The organism is Streptomyces erythrochromogenes, assembly GCF_040684695.1.
Classification (GTDB): Bacteria; Actinomycetota; Actinomycetes; order Streptomycetales; family Streptomycetaceae; genus Streptomyces; species Streptomyces erythrochromogenes_C.
This window is the reverse complement of sequence record NZ_JBFBGM010000035.1, coordinates 1-16,449: the sequence shown is the minus strand read 5'-3', so window position 1 is coordinate 16,449 and position 16,449 is coordinate 1. Positions and strand designations below refer to the sequence as shown.

The following is a 16,449-nucleotide window of genomic DNA, read 5'->3' as shown; positions in this document are numbered from 1 at the left end:
GGCGGCCGGACAGAGGGTAGGCGGTCGGCCCGTGGGACTGGGCCGACCGCCCTGCGTTTGGCATGATCCCGGCAGCAACAGACCCGGGGGTGCCCATGATCCTGACCGTGACGCTCAACACCGCACTCGACGTCACCTACCGCGTGCCGCGGCTGCTTCCGCACGCCTCGCACCGGGTCACCGCCGTCACCGAACGGCCCGGCGGCAAAGGGCTCAACGTGGCCCGCGTCCTGGCGGCGCTCGGCCACCAGGTCACCGCGACGGGCTTCGCCGGCGGCCCGGTCGGCTCCGTCGTGCGCGACGCGCTGGCCGCCTGCCCCGGGGTGGTGGACGCCCTGCTCCCCTGCGAGGGCGCCTCGCGCCGCACCCTGGCCGTGGTCGACGAAACCTCGGGCGACACCACGCAGTTCAACGAGCCGGGCCCGCTGATCACGCCCGCGGAGTGGTCGCGGTTCCTCGCGCACTACGAGGAGCTCGTGGCCGGGGCGCGGGCGGTGGCCCTGTGCGGAAGCCTCCCGCCGGGCGTGCCGGTGGGCGCGTACGCGGTGCTCGTACGGGCGGCCCGCGCGGCCGGGGTCCCCGTCCTGCTGGACACCAGCGGCGAGGCCCTGCGCCGCGGGGTCGCCGCCCGGCCCGAGATCATCAAGCCGAACGCCGCCGAGCTGGCCGAGCTCACCGGCTCCCGCGACCCGCTCCCCGCAAGCCGCGACGCCCGCCGCCGCGGCGCGCACGCGGTGGTCACCTCGCTGGGCCCGGCCGGCCTGCTGGCCGCCACCGCCCGGGGCGCCTGGCAGGCGGCCCCGCCGCGCCCGCTGTCCGGCAACCCCACGGGAGCGGGCGACTCCGTCGTCGCCGGCCTGCTGTCCGCCCTGGCGGAGGGCCTGGACTGGCCGGACCGCCTCACCCGCGCGGTCGCCCTCTCCGCGGCCACGGTCCTGGCCCCGGTCGCGGGAGAGTTCGACCCCCGCACCTACGAAGAGGTACGGGGGTCGGTGGAGGTCACGCCCGTCTAGCGGGCGCAGGAGCGGATCAGCCCTGTTCCAGCCAGAGCTGGTCGAGGACGACGTCGCACTGGTTGCCCGCCTCGCACGAGATCTTGATCGTGTTGGCGCCCTGCTTGAGGTCCACCAGCGAGTACGTGTTCGTCCAGCCCTTGGCCCAGTCGCCCGGGGCCGCCTTGGAGAAGTTCGCCATGTTGACCGGCCGGGTCTGCACCTCGCCGTTGACGGTCAGCGTGGTGCTGGCGTCCTTGCCCGGCACCCCGTAGGTCATCTTCAGCTTGTACTTGCCCGTCTTGGGAACGTCCAGCGACCAGGTGGCCGCCGCACCCACCGCGTTCAGGCCCGTCACGTACTGGCCGTTCTCGCTCTTCGCGCCCGGCAGCGTGTTCTGCAGGTTCGCGCCGCCCGTGAGGGACATGCCGGCGCCGCCGAAGTCGGCCTTCGGCAGCGGGGCCTGCGACGGCTTCGCGCTCGGGGTCGGGCTCGCCGGGTCCTGCGGGGCCTGCGACTGCTGGCCGCCGTTCGCCGTGTCGCTGCCCTTGTCCTCGCCCTTGTCCTTGTCGCCGAACGCGAGGGCAGCGCCGATGCCGATCACGACCGCGCCGACCACCGCGACGGCCGCGATCAGCAGGCCGCGCCGGCTGGAGCCGCCGCCGTGGCCGCCGTGACCGCCGGGCTGCCCGATCGTCTGGGTCTGGTGCTGCGGGGACTGGGGCTGCTGCGGAACGCCGTAGCCGCCGGCCTGGAGCGCCTCGGGGGCCTGGTACTGGGCCTGGTAGCCGGGGCTCTGCTGGTGCGGGACGGGGCCGCGCTGGCCGCCGCCGTTCCTGCGCTCGCCCACCGTCCGCACCTGGTGGTGCGAGGTGCGGGGGACGCCGGGCTGGGGACCGGGGTGACCGCCCGCCGCGCCGGGGTAGCCGTACCCGCCGCCCGATGTGGGCGGGGTGGCTCCCGCCGCCTGGCCGTCCTCGTAGAGGTAGCCGAACGGATCATCGTCCTCGGGCTTGTTCGCCCCACCGTGCGGGCCGTTGTTCGCGGGCGTCGTCATCGCAGGTCACTCCTTTCGACCCACGGGAGCCTACCCCGAACACGTGCGCACACGGGTGACGGACCGCCTCAGCCCGCCCGGCGGTGCGCCTTGGAGCGGGACCTCTTCTCGATGTACATCCGCTGGTCGGCCGAGCGCAGCACCTCGTCCGCGGACATGCCGCAGCTGGCCCAGCCGATGCCGAAACTCGCGCCCACACGCACCGCGCGGCCGTCCACGCGGATCGGCGGGATGATCGCGTTGCGCAGCCGGACGGCGAGGTCCGCGGCGTCCGCGGCACCGAGGCCGTCGGCCAGAACGACGAATTCGTCACCACCCAGCCGGGCGACGGTGTCACCGTCCCTGACGCCCGTCGTCAGCCTCCGGGCGACCTCGATCAGGACCGCGTCGCCCGTGTGGTGCCCGAACCTGTCGTTGATCGACTTGAAGCCGTCGAGGTCGCAGAAGAGGACCGCCAGCCCCTTCGTCCCGTCGTCGACGTCGGTCGCGGGCGCCACCGTGTGCACGTGGTGGTCGTACGGTCCGTCCGTCGGGGCGGTCGGCGCCCCGGGGAAGTCGAAGGGATCGGACGCGGTGTACCGGTCGGGGCCGTCGGGCTGGAATCCGTGCTCGCCCGCACCACCCGCGGCACCCGCCTCCCGCCGCACCTCGTGTCCGTCGTGCCCGCCGTGCACCTCGCGCCCCTCGTAGGCCGCGTCCAGGGCCTCGATCGCGCTGGCCCGCGCGGACTGTGGCCTGCGGCACAACCGGGCGCCGAGCCGGGCCCGCAGTTCGGCGCTGTTGGGCAGGCCGGTCAGCGAGTCGTGGCTGGCCCGGTGGGCGAGCTGGAGCTCGTGGCGCTTGCGCTCCTCGATGTCCTCGACGTGCGTGAGCAGGAAGCGCGGCCCGTCGGCGGCGTCCGCCACGACGGAGTTGCGCAGCGAGACCCACACGTACGTGCCGTCCCGGCGGCCCAGGCGCAGCTCGGCGCGGCCGCCCTCGGCGGAGGTGCGCAGCAGGGTGCCGATGTCCTCGGGGTGGACCAGGTCGGAGAAGGAGTAGCGGCGCAGTACGGAGGCGGGACGGCCGAGCAGCCGGCACAGCGCGTCGTTGGTCCGCAGCAGGCGGCCGTGCTGGTCGCCGCCCATCTCGGCGATGGCCATGCCGCTGGGGGCGTACTCGAAGGCCTGGCGGAACGACTCTTCACTGGCGCGGAGCGCCTGCTGCTCGCGTTCCAGCCGGACGAGGGCGCGCTGCATGTTCGCGCGGAGCCTCGCATTGCTGATCGCAATCGCCGCCTGGAAGGCGTACATCTGGAGCGCTTCGCGGCCCCAGGCACCGGGCCGGCGGCCGTTGCGCGGTCTGTCCACCGAAATGACACCCAGAAGTTCCCCGCCGGACGCGTACATGGGTGCGTAGAGCCGGTCCTCGGGGTGCCACTCGTCCTCGAAGCGCGGATCGGGGCCGTCGGTGTGCCACTGGGGGACGTCGTCCTCCAGCAGGACCCAGCCCTCCGTGTGCGGGATGAAGCGGAGCCCGTCCCAGCACTCACCCATCGTCAGACGGCGCTCCCAGGAGGCGCGGGAGCCCACGCGACCTGTGATGAGGGCCTCCGCGGCAGGGTCGCCCGCGAAGGCGGCGACGACCAGATCCCCGTCGGGGCGAACGAGGTTGACACAGGCGAGCTCATAGCCGAGGCCCACGACGATGCCGTCCACGACGGTCTGCAGAGTGTCCGCCAGGCTCCGGGCCGTATTGAGATCGGCCACCACCCGGTGCAGCTGCCGCAGGGTCGCAAGACGGACGTACGGCTCCGACTCGGTCTCCATTGCTCGCTCTCCCCGAGACCTCGACAGCAACTCCAGGTTTGTCATCGGCGTTTCGTTGCGGTGTCCCGTCCACTGAATCACAGTGAGCTGTGCGGCAGGTACACAGGGTCAACAAATCTTGCCCTCTGTGACTCAAGTCACATGAGATGAATAACGGTACGCGCTGGGACGGTTCGGACTGGGAGCGCTCCCCCGGCTTCTCGTGAGCAAACGATACGCCCGGGCCTAGGCCGAGGGGCGGGGGCACGACTCGGACCAGGGCCCGATGTGCCGTACGAGAGGGCGAGATTAGCGTTTCAGGGTGCTGAAGACGACCCCCGTACCCGCCCCGCCCGACACGAGCCCCCATGCTGAGGGGGTGAGCAATGACGAGTTCCGCGCCGCGATGTCCCGGCTGACCGCGGGCGTGTGCCTGATCACCGCGCACGAGACCCCGCTGACGGCCGACGGGCCGCGCGGCGAGGACGTCGGCATGACGGCGACCGCCTTCCTGTCCGTGTCCCTCGACCCGCCCCTGGTCCTGGTGAGCCTGCGCGAGGGCTCCCGCATGGACGACCTGCTGGCGGAGCAGCCGCTGTGGGCGGTCTCCGTCCTCGCCGACCACCAGCTCCAGATCGCGGGCCGCTTCGCGATGAAGGGCCGCATCAGCGACCGGCTGCTCTTCGCGGACCTGCCGTACGTACGCGGCGAGGCCTCCGGCGCGCCCCTGCTGAGCGGCGCCCTCGCCACCCTGGAGTGCCGGACGGAGAACCGCGTCGAGGCGGGTGACCACACCCTGGTGATCGGCCGGGTCCTGACCGCCGCGCTGCCCTCCCCGGACTCCGCGCCGCTGACGTACTTCCGCGGGCGCTACCGGCACCTGGGCTGATCCCCCGGGCGGCCCCCCGGGCCGAACCCGCGGGCCCGGCTCCCGGGCCGATCCCGCAGGACCGGCTCCCGCCGCGGCTACCGGTCCCGGCGCGGCTACCAGTCCCGGCCGGTCCGGCCCCGCTTGGTCTCGGCCCGCGCCTTCTTCTCGCGCAGCCGCCGCTCGTTGATCCCGCGCGGGATCTTCGTCGCCCGGCGCTGCTTGGGCGGCGGCGCCGTCGCCTCCGCCAGCAGCGAGGCCAGCCGGACCAGGGCCATCTCCCGGTTGCGCAGCTGCGAGCGGTGCTCGGAGGCCCGTACGGTCACCACCCCGCCCACCAGCCGGCCCGCGAGGCGCTCCAGCGCCCGCTCCTTCCAGACCTCGGGCAGCGCCTTGGTCGCCGCCAGGTCGAACAGCAGCTCCACGCGCGAGTCCGAGGTGTTCACGTGCTGCCCGCCGGGCCCTGAGGACCGCGAGAAACGCCAGGAGAGCTCCCCCTCGGGGAGCGCGACCGAACCGCGGATGACATAGGGACCAGGCATGCCCCCTATGATCCGCGCCCGCCGGGCCCGCGTCACCCGCATTTGTCGTCATCCGGAATTCAGGACGGGAACCCGACCGGCCTCTCGTCGCGTTATAGAGGTCAGCGGTACCTTGACCGCCTGTACGTGCATGTTGGATGAGGAAAGGGACATTCCCATGGCTGTCAGCCTGTCCAAGGGCGGCAACGTCTCGCTCACGAAGGAGGCCCCGGGCCTCGCTGCCGTCACGGTCGGTCTCGGCTGGGACGTCCGTACGACCACCGGTGTCGACTTCGACCTCGACGCCTCGGCCATCGCCGTCAACGCGATGGGCAAGGTCGTCTCCGACGGCCACTTCGTCTTCTTCAACAACAAGTCCACCCCGGACCAGACCATCGTCCACACCGGTGACAACCGCACCGGCGAGGGCGCGGGCGACGACGAGGCCATCAACGTCAACCTCGCCGGCCTGCCCGCCGACGTGGACAAGATCGTCTTCCCGGTCTCGATCTACGACGCCGAGAGCCGCAGCCAGAACTTCGGCCAGGTCCGCAACGCCTACATCCGCGTCGTGAACCAGGCCGGCGGCGCCGAGATCGCCCGCTACGACCTCTCCGAGGACGCGGCGACCGAGACCGCCATGGTCTTCGGCGAGCTCTACCGCAACGGCGCCGAGTGGAAGTTCCGCGCGGTCGGCCAGGGCTACGCCTCGGGCCTCACCGGCATCGCCCAGGACTTCGGCGTCAACGTCTGAGTCGGCACGGTCCGCCGCTGACGGACACCAGCGGTGGCGAAGCCCCCTCCCGGCCGTCCGGGGAGGGGGTTTCGCTACCGTTCCGCAGGTGATCCTCCAACCGCTGGTCCCCGTGGACGGCGCCCTCCCCGGCCCGGTCCTGACCGAGATCGCCGCCCTCTACTCGACCAACCACGCGTTCTTCGAACTCAGCGGCGACTTCCCCGACCCGAACCGCATCACGGTCGAACAGGTCGCTGCCTCCCTCGCCGACGAACTCGCCCACGACGGCGCGGAGATCCTCCTCGCCCGCAGCGCGGGCCGCCTCGTCGGCCTGGCCGCCACCCTGGACCGCAACCCGGCCGCCGCCCCGGGGGACGACGACCCGTGGATCGGGCTCCTGCTCATCGACGCCACCGCGCACCGCGAGGGCTACGGCCGCGCCGTGGCCACCCTGGTCGAGGACCGCTTCCGCGCCGCCGGGCGCACCGGCGTGCAGATCGCCGTACTGGACAACAACCCCAAGGGCCTGGCCTTCTGGCAGACCCAGGGGTACTCGCCCGTGCGCCGCGCCAAGGACCGCGAACTGGGCCGCGACTGCACGGTGCTGCGCAAGCCCCTCGACACGGACCGGCTCGACACGGCCTAGGAGGGGACGGCGGTCCTACTTCGGGCGGTCCTTCCCGTACAGCCAGACGTCCCAGACCCGCTTCAGGTCGTGGCCCGTCTTCTGCTGCGCGTAGGCGGTGAAGTCGGCCGTACTCGCGTTGCCGTACCGGTGGTCGGCGGCCCAGCCGCGCACCAGGGCGAAGAACTTCTCGTCGCCGACCTCCTGCCGGATCCGCTGCAGGACCATCGCGCCGCGCTGGTACACCGGACTCGCGGAGATGTCCTGCGGCCCGGGCGGGTCGGCCGGCGGGAAGGCGTCCCAACCGGAATCCGCCGCCGCGTCGACCTCCGTGTCCCCGGACAGCAGGGCGTCGAAGTGCTGCTGCGCCGTCGGCCCGCCGTGGTCCTCGTCCCACAGCCACTCGGCGTAGGTCGCGAAGCCCTCGTTGAGCCACATGTCCTTCCAGGTCTTCGGCGACACCGAGTTGCCGAACCACTGGTGGGCCAGCTCGTGCAGCACCAGCGCCTCGTCCTCGGGCGCACCCGGGTACACCGGCTTGGTCTGCGTCTCCAGCGCGTAGGCGAGGGTCCCCGCCGGCAGTACGACGGCACCCGCCGTGCCGAACGGATAGGGCCCGAACCGGCCGCTGCCCCACTCGACCATCTCGGGCAGCCGCGCGAGCGACCGCTCGCTCGCCGCCGCCTCCTCGGGCGACACCGCGTTGTAGACCGACACCCCCGAAGGCGTCTTCCCCGTGGTCACCTTGTACGGGCCGACGACGGCGGTGGCCAGATAGCTGGCCATCGGCTCCGGGCTGTGCCACGCGAACCGCGTCCGCCCGCCGGCGACTTCGGTGCGCGAGCGCAACTCCCCGTTCGACACGGCCTCGTAGCCGTGCGGGACGGTGATCGTGATGTCGTAGGAGGCCTTGTCGCTCGGGTGGTGGTTGCCGGGGAACCAGGTCATCGAGCCCACGGGCTCGCCGACGCCGACGGCACCCCTCTCGCCCGTGATCCAGCCCTCCCTGGAGCCGTCCGCGTCCGTGAGGGCCTTGGGCCTGCCGCTGTAGGCGACCTCCGTGCGGAAGACCTGGCCCTTCTTGAGGTCGTCGGCCGGGCGCACGGTCAGCTCGTTGCCGGTCCGGTTGAACCGGGCCCCCGCACCCTCGACGTCCACGCCCTCGACGCGCAAGCCGCTCAGGTCGAGGTTGAAGGAACTGAGCCCCTGCCGGGCCCGCGCGGTGATGACGGCCTTGCCGTGCAGCACCCCGTCCGCAGGGTCGTAGGCCAGGTCCAGCCCGTAGTGCTCGACCTGGTAGCCGCCGTTGCCGGCCTTGGGGAAGTACGGGTCGCGCAGCCCCGACGCACCCGGCCGCCCCTGCACCGGTCCCCCCGTGCACGCCGTGGTGACGGCGAGCAGGGCGGCGACGGCAGGAGCGGCGAGGCGGGGAAGTGCGCGGTGGTCCACACACCCGATCCTAAGCGGGCAAAGGGCGCGATCTACTTGCCCAGCGCGTCCACGCCGGCCTTGGCGAACTTCTCGTCCAGGTCGCCGCTCGGGGCACCGGCCACACCGATGCCGGCGACGGGGGCGCCGTTCGCCTGGACCGGGGTGCCGCCACCGAGGAAGAGGGTGCCGGGGATGTCCTTCAGGTTCGGGGTCTGGGCGAGCCGGCCGACGAGCACCGAGGTCGGGGCGTTCCAGGACACGGCGGTGAAGGCCTTGCGCTGCGCCGACTCGTAGGACTGCGGGCCGGCGCCGTCACCGCGCAGGGTGACGATGGTGTTGCCGTTGCGGTCCACCACCGCGACGGTCACCTTCTGGTTCTCCGCCGCGGCGGCCCGGAGGGCGGCCTGGGCGGCGCGGGTGGCGGCGTCGACGGTCAGGTGCGTCGTGGTGGTGAAGTCCTTGTCGCTCGGGCCGTCCTTCTTCCCCGAGACGGCGGCGGCCCGGGCGGTGGTGGCGGCGGGGCTCGCGCTGGCGCTCACGGCACCGAAGGCTCCGGCGCCCAGGGCGACGGCGAGGGCGGTACCGGTGAGAACGCGGGTGCGGGTCTTCATCTCTGCTGCTCCTGAGAACGGTGGCACGTGGGCACGTGGGCACGTGGGCACGTGGGCACGGTGACGGCATCGGGTCGGTCCGGGCCGGTCGGGCCGGTCGGGTCGGGCCGGCTCCTTCGCTGCTCCAAGCCTGGGCCCGGGACCCCGTCCGCCCCGTCCCCGTACCGGCTCGCCCCGCCCACCGCACCGGCTGACACGGGGGTCAACCGATCGGCCGATGCGCTTCGCCTCCGGCGCGGTATTTGCTGGTCGGACCCGCACCCGGGCGGGGTCCGGCGCGGGGTCCGGGCCGGAGTCCCCGGAGCGGCGGCGCAGCCGCCGGCCCCACCGCCACGCGCCGCAGGCAACCGGCGCCGCAGCCGACAATGGACGCATGCCCCCGACCGAGGAGCACCCCGTGACACCCGCCCCGCCGCGCGACGACACCCGCACGCTGGCGACGGTCGCCCACACCGCGTTCTTCCTGCTCCTCGGCGCCTCCGTGGCCCGCTTCCTCCTGCGCCACCCCGGCGAACCCCGCACCCCGTGGGTCATCGCCCTCAGCATCACCCTGGCCCTGCTCTACGTCCTCGGCCCCGCGCTCGGCGCCGCCCCCACCCGCCGCCGCCTCCTCTGGCTCGGCCTGGTCGTCACCACCTGGGTGGTCCTCGTCGTCCTCGCGCCCAGCTTCGCCTGGTGCGCCGTACCGCTCTTCTTCACCGCCCTGCGCACCCTCCCGCCGCGCGCCGCCATCGTCCTGGTGGCCCTCCTCACCGCCTTCGTCGTGACGGCCCAGCTCCAGCTGTCGAAGTCCTTCGACCCCAACCTGCTCCTGGCCCCGCCCGCCGTCGCCGCCCTCGCCACCGCCGTCTTCGTCCACATGGAACGCCAGGCCCAGGCCCAGCGCGCGCTGATCGACGACCTGATCCGGACCCGCCGGGAGCTGGCCGCCACCGAACGCCGCGAAGGCACCCTCGCCGAACGCCAGCGGCTGTCCATGGAGATCCACGACACCCTCGCCCAGAACCTGTCCAGCCAGCAGATGCTGCTCCAGGCCGCGGACCGCACCTGGGACACCGACCCCGCCACCGCCCGCGGACACGTCCGCACCGCCACCGGCATCGCCGCACACGGCCTCGCCGAGGCCCGCCGGCTCGTCCACGACCTGGCCCCTTCCGAGCTCGCCGACGGCGCCGGCCTCGCCGAAGCCCTGCGCTCCCTCGACGCCGGACCCGGCATCGAGGTCCGCTTCCACCTCGAAGGCGCCCCCGCCCCGCTCCCCGACCGCGTCCAGTCGGCCCTGCTGCGCATAGCCCAGGGCGCCCTCGCGAACGTACGGGAGCACTCGGGCGCCCGTACGGCCGCACTCACCCTGAGCTTCCTCGGGGACCAGGTGGTGCTCGACGTCGCCGACGACGGCCACGGCTTCACCGGGCCCCGCACCGCCCCCGACACCGACGGCCGCGGGCACGGCCTGCCGGCCATGCGGGCCCGCGTCCGCCAGCTGGGCGGCACCCTGACCGTCGAATCCACGCCGGGCGAGGGCACCGTCCTCTCCGCGGCCATCCCCCTGGAGCCCGCTCCGTGACGACGATCCTGCTCTGCGACGACCACGTGGTGGTCCGCGCCGGCCTGCTGGCCCTCCTGGGCAGCGAGCCCGACATCGAGGTCCTCGGCGAGGCCGGCAGCGGCGAGGAGGCGGTCGCCCTGGCCGCCAAGCTCCACCCCGACGTCGTGCTCATGGACCTCCAGCTCGGCGAGGGCATCGACGGCGTCGAGGCCACCCGCCGCATCACCGCGCTCCCGCGGCCCCCGCACGTCCTGGTCCTCACCACTTACGACACCGACGCCGACATCACCCGGGCCATCGGCGCGGGCGCCACCGGCTACCTCCTGAAGGCCGAGCGCCCCGAGGAGCTCTTCGCGGCCATCCACTCCGCCGCCCAGGGCCGCACCACCCTCTCCGCGCCGGTCGCCAGCCGCGTCATGGCCCACATGCGCGGCGGCCGCCCCACCCTCACCGACCGCGAACTGGACATCCTCGGCCAGCTGGCCCGCGGCCTCGGCAACCGCGACATCGCCCGCGCCCTGTTCATCAGCGAGGCCACCGTCAAGACCCACCTGGGGCGCATCTACGACAAGCTCGGCGTCGACACCCGCGCGGGCGCCGTGTCGGTCGCGAAGGAACAGCGCCTCCTGCCGTCCTGACGACCGGGGTGGGGACCTCCGCGCACCCGTGACACCATCGGGTACGTGCTCGACATCGGCTACTCCCTCTCCCGGCGCTTCCCCGACCCCCCGCAGACCGACTACCGCTCGGCGGACGTCCACACGCTGCGCCACGACCTGTTCTGCGGGGACGTGTACCTCGCCGACACCAACTCGGACCGGGAAGTATCCACAGCCTGGGGATGGGTGCCCGTGCTGGACTTCGCCTGGGCGCTGTGCGACATCGTCGAGCAGCTCGACCAGGACCCGCGCGGCAGCCGCTCCGCCCACCGCCAGTACGCCGAGCTCGACTTCACCGAGTCCACGGACCGCATGCTCTTCGAGCGCCGCTTCGGCTGGGTCGACGTCGAGGCCGACTGGATGCCGGCCGAGGAGGCCCCGCTGACCTTCAGCCACCGGCTGCTGCGCCGCGAGGCCCGCGACTTCCTGCACGACCTGCTCGCGGACCTGATCGACATGCACGACGGCCTCGCCGACAACCCGGCGGTATGGACCCTCCAGGCCCGCTTCCCGCGCGTCCCGGCGTAGCCCGCCCGGGCCCGTCCTCCGGTCAGCCCGTCCTCCGGTCAGGGCCGCCTCCGGTCAGAGCCGCCTCCGGTCAGGGCCGCCTCCGGTCAGGGCCGCGATCCGCCGGAGACGAGCTCCCGGAACACCTGAGCGGAGCGCGGGTTCTGCGCGCACTGCCACACGCCGTGCGGGCAGTAGTCGGTGATGCTGTGGTAGAGCGGCTCGTGCTCGGCGAACCAGGCCAGCATGCCCCGTACGTAGTCCGGGTTGTCGCCGTGCCGGAACAGCCCCCACTCGGGGTAGGAGATCCGCTTGCCGTGCGCCTTCGCGAAGTCGACCTGCTGCTGGAGCCCGTAGGGCTGGGTGACCTGCTCGTCGAAGGTGCGGCCGGGCTCCTGGTCGTAGGAATCCATGCCGACGACGTCGACCACGTCGTCGCCGGGATAGCAGCGGGTCCAGGCGATCGCGTCACTCCCGCGGTTGGGGGCGTAGTCGAACCGGAACCGCTGCCCCTGCACGGACCGCATGGCGGCCACGATGCGCCGCCAGTACGTCTTCCAGTTCTCCGGGTCGGGACGGCAGCGGTGGGTGTAGTTGAAGCCGTTCATCTCCCAGCCGAGGACGATCACCGTGTCCGGCACCCCGAGGTCGACCAGCCGCCCGGCCAGCCGCCGGAAGTGGTGGTCGTTCGCACCCCCGGCACCGGCCCGGATCAGCTCCGCGACCCGGGCGTCGGGAACGCCGGCCTCGTTGCGCTCCTGCATGGGCACGTTCAGGACGAACAGCCGGTCGGCCCGCTCCTTGCGCCACCGCGCCCAGGTGCGCAGGGAATCCGGCGCCCCCTCGATGTTCGTCCACGTGTCGCCGGGGAGGTACGTGTGCCCGGCGCGCAGCTCGGCACCGCCGAGCCAGCGCGAGAGCTCCGCCATCCGCTCGACGCCGGGCGAGCCGTAGTGCAGGTAGGCGCCGACGGCCGTCCCGGCGGCCCCCGCACCGCCCCCGGCGCCCGGCCGCGGCGGTCGCGGCCCGGGGCCGCCGAAGCCCCCCACGACGAGCAGGGCGACGGCGACTGTGCCGCCGCAGGCGGCCGCCAGCCTGGGGAACCGACGGAACATGACACCTCCACGGGCCTCGTGCAGCGGTGCGTCTGCCAGCACGTTAGACACCCGCCCCGCCGCCCCGCCCGTCCGCACCCCGACGGCTCGGCCATTCGCCACAGCCCCACCGGCCCGTCCCGGCCCCGCAGGCGTTCGAGGCACGCGGGCACGAGCCGGGCTGGGGCTACGGCTACGGCTACGGCTACGGGACCACCCGCACCCCCAGCTGGGAGGCGAGCGCCGGCGCCAGGTCGAACAGCTGCGCCGGGCTGATCACCGCCCCGGCCAGCGCTTCCACCCCCCGCGCGATCTCCAGTACGGCGGCCTCCCGCAGGTCCACGTCCGCCATCCGGGCCCCGCTGAAGTCGACCCCGCGCAGCGCGCAGTCCCGGAACTCCACCCGTTCCAGCACCGCGCCCGCGAAGTCCGGCTCCACCAGCACGCACCCCTCGAAGACCACGTCCCGCAGGCGCGCCTTCCGCAGGTTCAAGTAGTCGATCTTGCCGCCCCGGACCACCACCCGCTCCAGCCCGGCCCCGTGCAGCTGCACCCCGCCCAGGCGCGCGTCCACCAGCTCCACGTCCCGCAGCGAGGCCCCCGACAGGTCGGTCCCCACCCCGCGGACCCCCTCCAGCACCGAATCCAGGATCCGCGCCTTCGCCAGGCCCGCCTCGTCCAGCGCGCAGCGCCGCACCGCGCAGTCCATGAACCGGGCCCCGACCCCCTCCTGCCCCGCCAGGTCCAGGTCCGCGAACTCCAGCCCGTCGTAGTCCCCGTCCGGCTCCAGCTCCCGCCCGTCCCAGGGAGCCAGCTCCGGAAGCCGCAGCTCCGGCCTCCGCGCCGCCTTCACCGTCTGCTGCCGCCCGTTTCGCACCATGCCCCCATCGTGACCGACCGCACCGACAACGGCCCCCGCCCTTGACCTCAACCCAAGTCGAGGTCGCAGCCTTGATCCATGCCGACCGACACGCACACCACCGCGCACCCCCTCACCAACACCACCATGAACGCGATCCGCCTCCACGCCTTCGGCCCCGCCGAGAACCTCACCCACGAACGCACCGCCGTCCCCGTCCCCGCCCCCGGCCAGGTCCGCATCGCCGTCGCCGCCGCCGGCGTCCACCTCCTCGACACCAGCCTCCGCCAGGGCATCCAGGGCCCGCCCGCCCCGCTCCCCGAGCTCCCCACCGTCCCCGGCCGCGAGGTCTCCGGCACCGTCGACGCCCTCGGCCCCGGCACCGACCCCGCCTGGCTGGGCCGCGAGGTCGTCGTCCACCTCGGCTTCGCCCCCGGCGGCTACGCCGAGTACGCCGTCGCCGATGCGGCCCGGCTGCACCCCGTACCGGACGGCCTCGACGCCGCCGAGGCCGTCGCCATGATCGGCACCGGCCGCACCACCCTCGGGATCCTCCAGTTCGCCGACCTCGGGCCCGGCTCCGTCGCCCTCGTCACCGCCGCCGCCGGCGGCATCGGCACCCTGCTCGTCCAGTACGCGAAGAACGCCGGCGCCACCGTCGTCGCCCTCGCCGGCGGACCCGCCAAGACCGCCATGGCCGCCGCGAACGGCGCCGACCTCGCCCTCGACCACACCGACCCCGCCTGGCCCGAAGCCGTCCGCGCCCACCACCCCGACGGCGCCACCGTCTTCTTCGACTCCGTCGGCGGACCGATCGCCCGCACCGCGCTCGGCCTGCTCGCCCCCGGCGCCCGACACCTCGTCTTCGGCTGGTCCGGTGGCCCGCTCGACCTCACCGACGCCGATCGCGCCGAGCTCACCGCCCGCGGCATCACCACCCAGGGCGTACTGGGCCCCGTCATGCTCCAGCGGGCCGGCGGCGAAGACCCCCTGCGCCTCCTGGAGACCCGCGCCCTCGCCGAAGCCGCCGCCGGCCGCCTCCGCCCGGCCCTGACCCGCTACCCCCTCGCCCGCGCCGCCGAAGCCCACCGCGACCTGGAGACCCGCGCCACCACCGGCAAGGTCGTCCTCGAACCCTGACCCCTCCGGGGCGGGTCGGGGTCATCGGGTCGTCCACCACGCGGTGACCCCGGAGCAGCCGACCGCGACCAACATGCTCATCAGACGCACGGGCGCCTTCTGCACCACCAGATGGAACCCTCCCGCGCGGAGTTCCAGAAACGGTTTCTGCGACTTGATCTCGGACACGGCACGCTCCGGAAGGTCAACCAGCCAACGGGACGACTCATTGCCGATCGGCGGCACGCGCAGCCACCCAACCACACTACATAGTAGGCCAGTTGTGACTACTTGAAGATGGTCGTACCGGACTATTCTCAGAGGCGCGCGACTAGTTCGAACGGGCCATGCGCAAGGGGCGCGGCCGCGGCGCGCCCGTACCGCTCACGCCCCTGCACCGCCGGTCCCGCCCGCCCCGCCGGTCCCGCCCGCCCCGCCGAGCGCGGCCAGCGCCCCGTCCGTCAGCCGGTACACCGACCACTCCTCCTGCGGCCGCGCACCCAGGGCCTCGTAGAAGGCGATGGTCGGCGCGTTCCACTTCAGCACCGACCACTCCAGCCGCTCGTAGCCGCGCTCGACGCACGTGCGCGCCAGCTCTGCCAGCAGCGCCCTGCCGTGACCGCCACCGCGCACGCCCGGCCGTACGTACAGGTCCTCCAGGTAGATGCCGTGCACACCGCGCCACGTGGAGAAGGAGAGGAACCACACCGAGAAGCCGACCGCCTCCCCCTCGTCCGTCTCCGCGATGTGCGCGAACACCGCGGGACGCTCCCCGAACAGCGCCTCCCGCAACTGCTCCTGGGTGGCCCGCGCCTCGTGCGGCACCTTCTCGTACTCCGCGAGTTCACGGATCATCGCGTGGATGACGGGGACATCGGCGACTTCGGCGCTACGGATCATGCCCGCAGCCTAGGGCGGATCACCGCCCCAGCAGCAGCCGCGCGACCGCCAACTGCTCCTCGTCCAGCCTCCCTTCGCCGTCCTCCACGTCCCACAGGCAGTTCTGCAGCACCCGCCCCAGCGTCCAGGCCCGCGCCCGCTCCCGGTCCAGCCCGGCCGCCTCCGTCAGCAGGTCGAACCGCCACCGCACGTCCTCCGCACGGAAGTTGTTGACGATCGCCGGCATCAGGTCGAAGCCGGGGTCGCCGGCCAGCGGCTTCGGGTCGATCGCCAGCCAGGGCTCCCGGCCGCCCGCGAGCACGTTGCCGTAGTGCAGGTCCCAGTGCAGCAGCCGGTCCCCGGGCTCGCCCGCCACCTCCGCGACCGCGGCCGCGCAGTCCCGCAGCAGCCGCCGGTCCCGCTCGTCGACCAGCCGCGCCAGCGCCTGCGGCACCTCCGCCAGCATCCCCGCGGCCATGTCCCCGAGCCCGCGCAGCCCGGCCGGAGCGGGCACCGCCGTCAGCCGCGCCAGCAACTCCCCGACCACCCGCACCGCCTGCCGCGCGTCCCGCCGCGCGAGGGCCGCCAGGTCGCGCCCCGCATCCAGCCGCTCCAGCAGCAGCGTGCCGGTGTCCGCGTCGTGGTCCAGCAGCCGTACGCAGCCGTCCCCGTCCCAGGCGCGCAGCGCGACCGGCTCCCCCGCGCACTCCTCGTCCAGCGACACCAGCTTCAGCACGGCCCCGCTGCCGTCGGCCCGCTCCACCGGCAGCACCAGGGCCGTCACCCCGTGCATCGCCGGCCCGGTGCGCCGCAGCCCCCACCGCTCCAGGAACTCCGCCGCCCGCGCGGGCAACGCGGCGATGAACTCCCGCCCGGCGTCCCCGTTGAACCCGACCTGCGCCTCGACCAGCCCGTCCGGAATCTCCACCCTGTCAAGCATGCTCCGACGCTATCCCCCTGCGGGGTGCCCTGCGGGCGGCTCGGCCGGCCCCCTGCGGGGTGCTCGGCGGGGCGGTGTCGGTCCGGTTCGGGGAGCGGGGCCGCCGCCGGGGTGTCCCCTCGGCTCGGCGCGTGCGGGCACCTCGCGGCTGTCGGGCCGTGGTCGCGCGCTCGTCCTGCGGGGACACCCCGCCACGACCCCGCTCCCCTCGGCCC

17 protein-coding genes and 1 pseudogene are annotated in these 16,449 nt (G+C 73.7%); 8 read left to right on the top strand and 10 right to left on the bottom strand.

The genetic code is table 11. The features are described from left to right. Window positions 1-95: 95 nt before the first annotated feature. On the top strand, window positions 96-1,013 hold the full coding sequence (locus AB0O53_RS34475; protein WP_350998751.1) for a 1-phosphofructokinase family hexose kinase: 918 nt from the start codon (window positions 96-98) through the stop codon (window positions 1,011-1,013). 16 nt (window positions 1,014-1,029) lie between these two features. Here AB0O53_RS34475 and AB0O53_RS34470 read toward each other — a convergent pair whose 3' ends face one another. Then, on the bottom strand, window positions 1,030-2,049 hold the full coding sequence (locus AB0O53_RS34470) for a CBM35 domain-containing protein (RefSeq protein ID WP_350998748.1): 1,020 nt from the start codon (window positions 2,047-2,049) through the stop codon (window positions 1,030-1,032). A gap of 68 nt (window positions 2,050-2,117) precedes the next feature. Next, window positions 2,118-3,857 (bottom strand): diguanylate cyclase CdgB, encoded by a 1,740-nt coding sequence (cdgB, locus tag AB0O53_RS34465; protein WP_350998745.1) that lies wholly within the window; start codon window positions 3,855-3,857, stop codon window positions 2,118-2,120. A gap of 301 nt (window positions 3,858-4,158) precedes the next feature. On the opposite strand from cdgB, the gene AB0O53_RS34460 reads away from it, so the two are divergent. Further along, window positions 4,159-4,725 (top strand): flavin reductase family protein, encoded by a 567-nt coding sequence (locus AB0O53_RS34460; protein WP_350998742.1) that lies wholly within the window; start codon window positions 4,159-4,161, stop codon window positions 4,723-4,725. A gap of 95 nt (window positions 4,726-4,820) precedes the next feature. Here AB0O53_RS34460 and arfB read toward each other — a convergent pair whose 3' ends face one another. Then, on the bottom strand, window positions 4,821-5,246 hold the full coding sequence (gene arfB, locus AB0O53_RS34455) for an alternative ribosome rescue aminoacyl-tRNA hydrolase ArfB (protein WP_031158137.1): 426 nt from the start codon (window positions 5,244-5,246) through the stop codon (window positions 4,821-4,823). Window positions 5,247-5,403: 157 nt separating this feature from the next. On the opposite strand from arfB, the gene AB0O53_RS34450 reads away from it, so the two are divergent. Together AB0O53_RS34450 and AB0O53_RS34445 are read left to right on the top strand one after the other, a co-directional pair. Then, the gene (locus AB0O53_RS34450) at window positions 5,404-5,979 is read left to right on the top strand and encodes a TerD family protein (RefSeq protein WP_030854704.1); all 576 of its coding nucleotides are present in this window, start codon (window positions 5,404-5,406) and stop codon (window positions 5,977-5,979) included. Window positions 5,980-6,067: 88 nt separating this feature from the next. Further along, window positions 6,068-6,607: a GNAT family N-acetyltransferase gene (locus AB0O53_RS34445; protein ID WP_350998738.1), complete on the top strand. Its 540-nt coding sequence runs from the start codon at window positions 6,068-6,070 to the stop codon at window positions 6,605-6,607. A gap of 15 nt (window positions 6,608-6,622) precedes the next feature. Here the strand turns inward: AB0O53_RS34445 and AB0O53_RS34440 are convergent, their stop codons facing one another. Next, window positions 6,623-8,035 carry a M1 family metallopeptidase gene (locus AB0O53_RS34440; protein WP_365200948.1) on the bottom strand — a complete coding sequence of 471 codons (1,413 nt, stop codon included), beginning with the start codon at window positions 8,033-8,035 and terminating at the stop codon, window positions 6,623-6,625. 32 nt (window positions 8,036-8,067) lie between these two features. After that, entirely contained in the window at window positions 8,068-8,628 is a 561-nt protein-coding gene (locus AB0O53_RS34435; protein ID WP_365200945.1) for a GlcG/HbpS family heme-binding protein, read from the bottom strand. A gap of 373 nt (window positions 8,629-9,001) precedes the next feature. Here AB0O53_RS34435 and AB0O53_RS34430 point away from each other — a divergent pair, with 373 nt between their 5' ends. Genes AB0O53_RS34430 through AB0O53_RS34420 form a run of 3 tightly spaced genes read left to right on the top strand, consistent with a single transcriptional unit; the run spans window position 9,002 to window position 11,364 of the window. After that, a complete protein-coding gene (locus AB0O53_RS34430; RefSeq protein WP_365200942.1) occupies window positions 9,002-10,195 on the top strand; it encodes a sensor histidine kinase in 1,194 nt (397 codons plus the stop codon). Beyond that, complete coding sequence (locus AB0O53_RS34425; RefSeq protein WP_350998726.1) at window positions 10,192-10,815, top strand: response regulator; 624 nt, start codon at window positions 10,192-10,194, stop codon at window positions 10,813-10,815. The genes AB0O53_RS34430 and AB0O53_RS34425 overlap by 4 nt, the downstream gene beginning before the upstream one ends. Before the next feature lie 45 nt (window positions 10,816-10,860). Next, window positions 10,861-11,364 carry a hypothetical protein gene (locus tag AB0O53_RS34420; protein ID WP_350998723.1) on the top strand — a complete coding sequence of 168 codons (504 nt, stop codon included), beginning with the start codon at window positions 10,861-10,863 and terminating at the stop codon, window positions 11,362-11,364. 89 nt (window positions 11,365-11,453) lie between these two features. On the opposite strand, the pseudogene AB0O53_RS34415 reads toward AB0O53_RS34420, so the two are convergent. Both AB0O53_RS34415 and AB0O53_RS34410 read right to left on the bottom strand, forming a co-directional pair. Then, window positions 11,454-12,458: pseudogene (locus AB0O53_RS34415) on the bottom strand (glycosyl hydrolase); the annotation flags it as partial. A 184-nt stretch (window positions 12,459-12,642) separates the two neighbouring features. Beyond that, the gene (locus tag AB0O53_RS34410; protein WP_359119412.1) at window positions 12,643-13,317 is read right to left on the bottom strand and encodes a pentapeptide repeat-containing protein; all 675 of its coding nucleotides are present in this window, start codon (window positions 13,315-13,317) and stop codon (window positions 12,643-12,645) included. Between the two features lie 126 nt (window positions 13,318-13,443). On the opposite strand from AB0O53_RS34410, the gene AB0O53_RS34405 reads away from it, so the two are divergent. After that, window positions 13,444-14,436 (top strand): zinc-binding dehydrogenase, encoded by a 993-nt coding sequence (locus tag AB0O53_RS34405; RefSeq protein ID WP_365201046.1) that lies wholly within the window; start codon window positions 13,444-13,446, stop codon window positions 14,434-14,436. Window positions 14,437-14,457: 21 nt separating this feature from the next. Here the strand turns inward: AB0O53_RS34405 and AB0O53_RS34400 are convergent, their stop codons facing one another. The 3 genes from AB0O53_RS34400 to AB0O53_RS34390 all read right to left on the bottom strand — a co-directional run bounded on the left by AB0O53_RS34400 (window position 14,458) and on the right by AB0O53_RS34390 (window position 16,234). Then, on the bottom strand, window positions 14,458-14,604 hold the full coding sequence (locus tag AB0O53_RS34400; RefSeq protein ID WP_350998717.1) for a hypothetical protein: 147 nt from the start codon (window positions 14,602-14,604) through the stop codon (window positions 14,458-14,460). Window positions 14,605-14,799: 195 nt separating this feature from the next. Then, entirely contained in the window at window positions 14,800-15,315 is a 516-nt protein-coding gene (locus AB0O53_RS34395; RefSeq protein WP_365200938.1) for a GNAT family N-acetyltransferase, read from the bottom strand. 19 nt (window positions 15,316-15,334) lie between these two features. Next, window positions 15,335-16,234, bottom strand: a complete 900-nt coding sequence (locus tag AB0O53_RS34390; RefSeq protein WP_365200936.1) for an aminoglycoside phosphotransferase family protein — start codon at window positions 16,232-16,234, stop codon at window positions 15,335-15,337. Window positions 16,235-16,449: the final 215 nt, after the last annotated feature.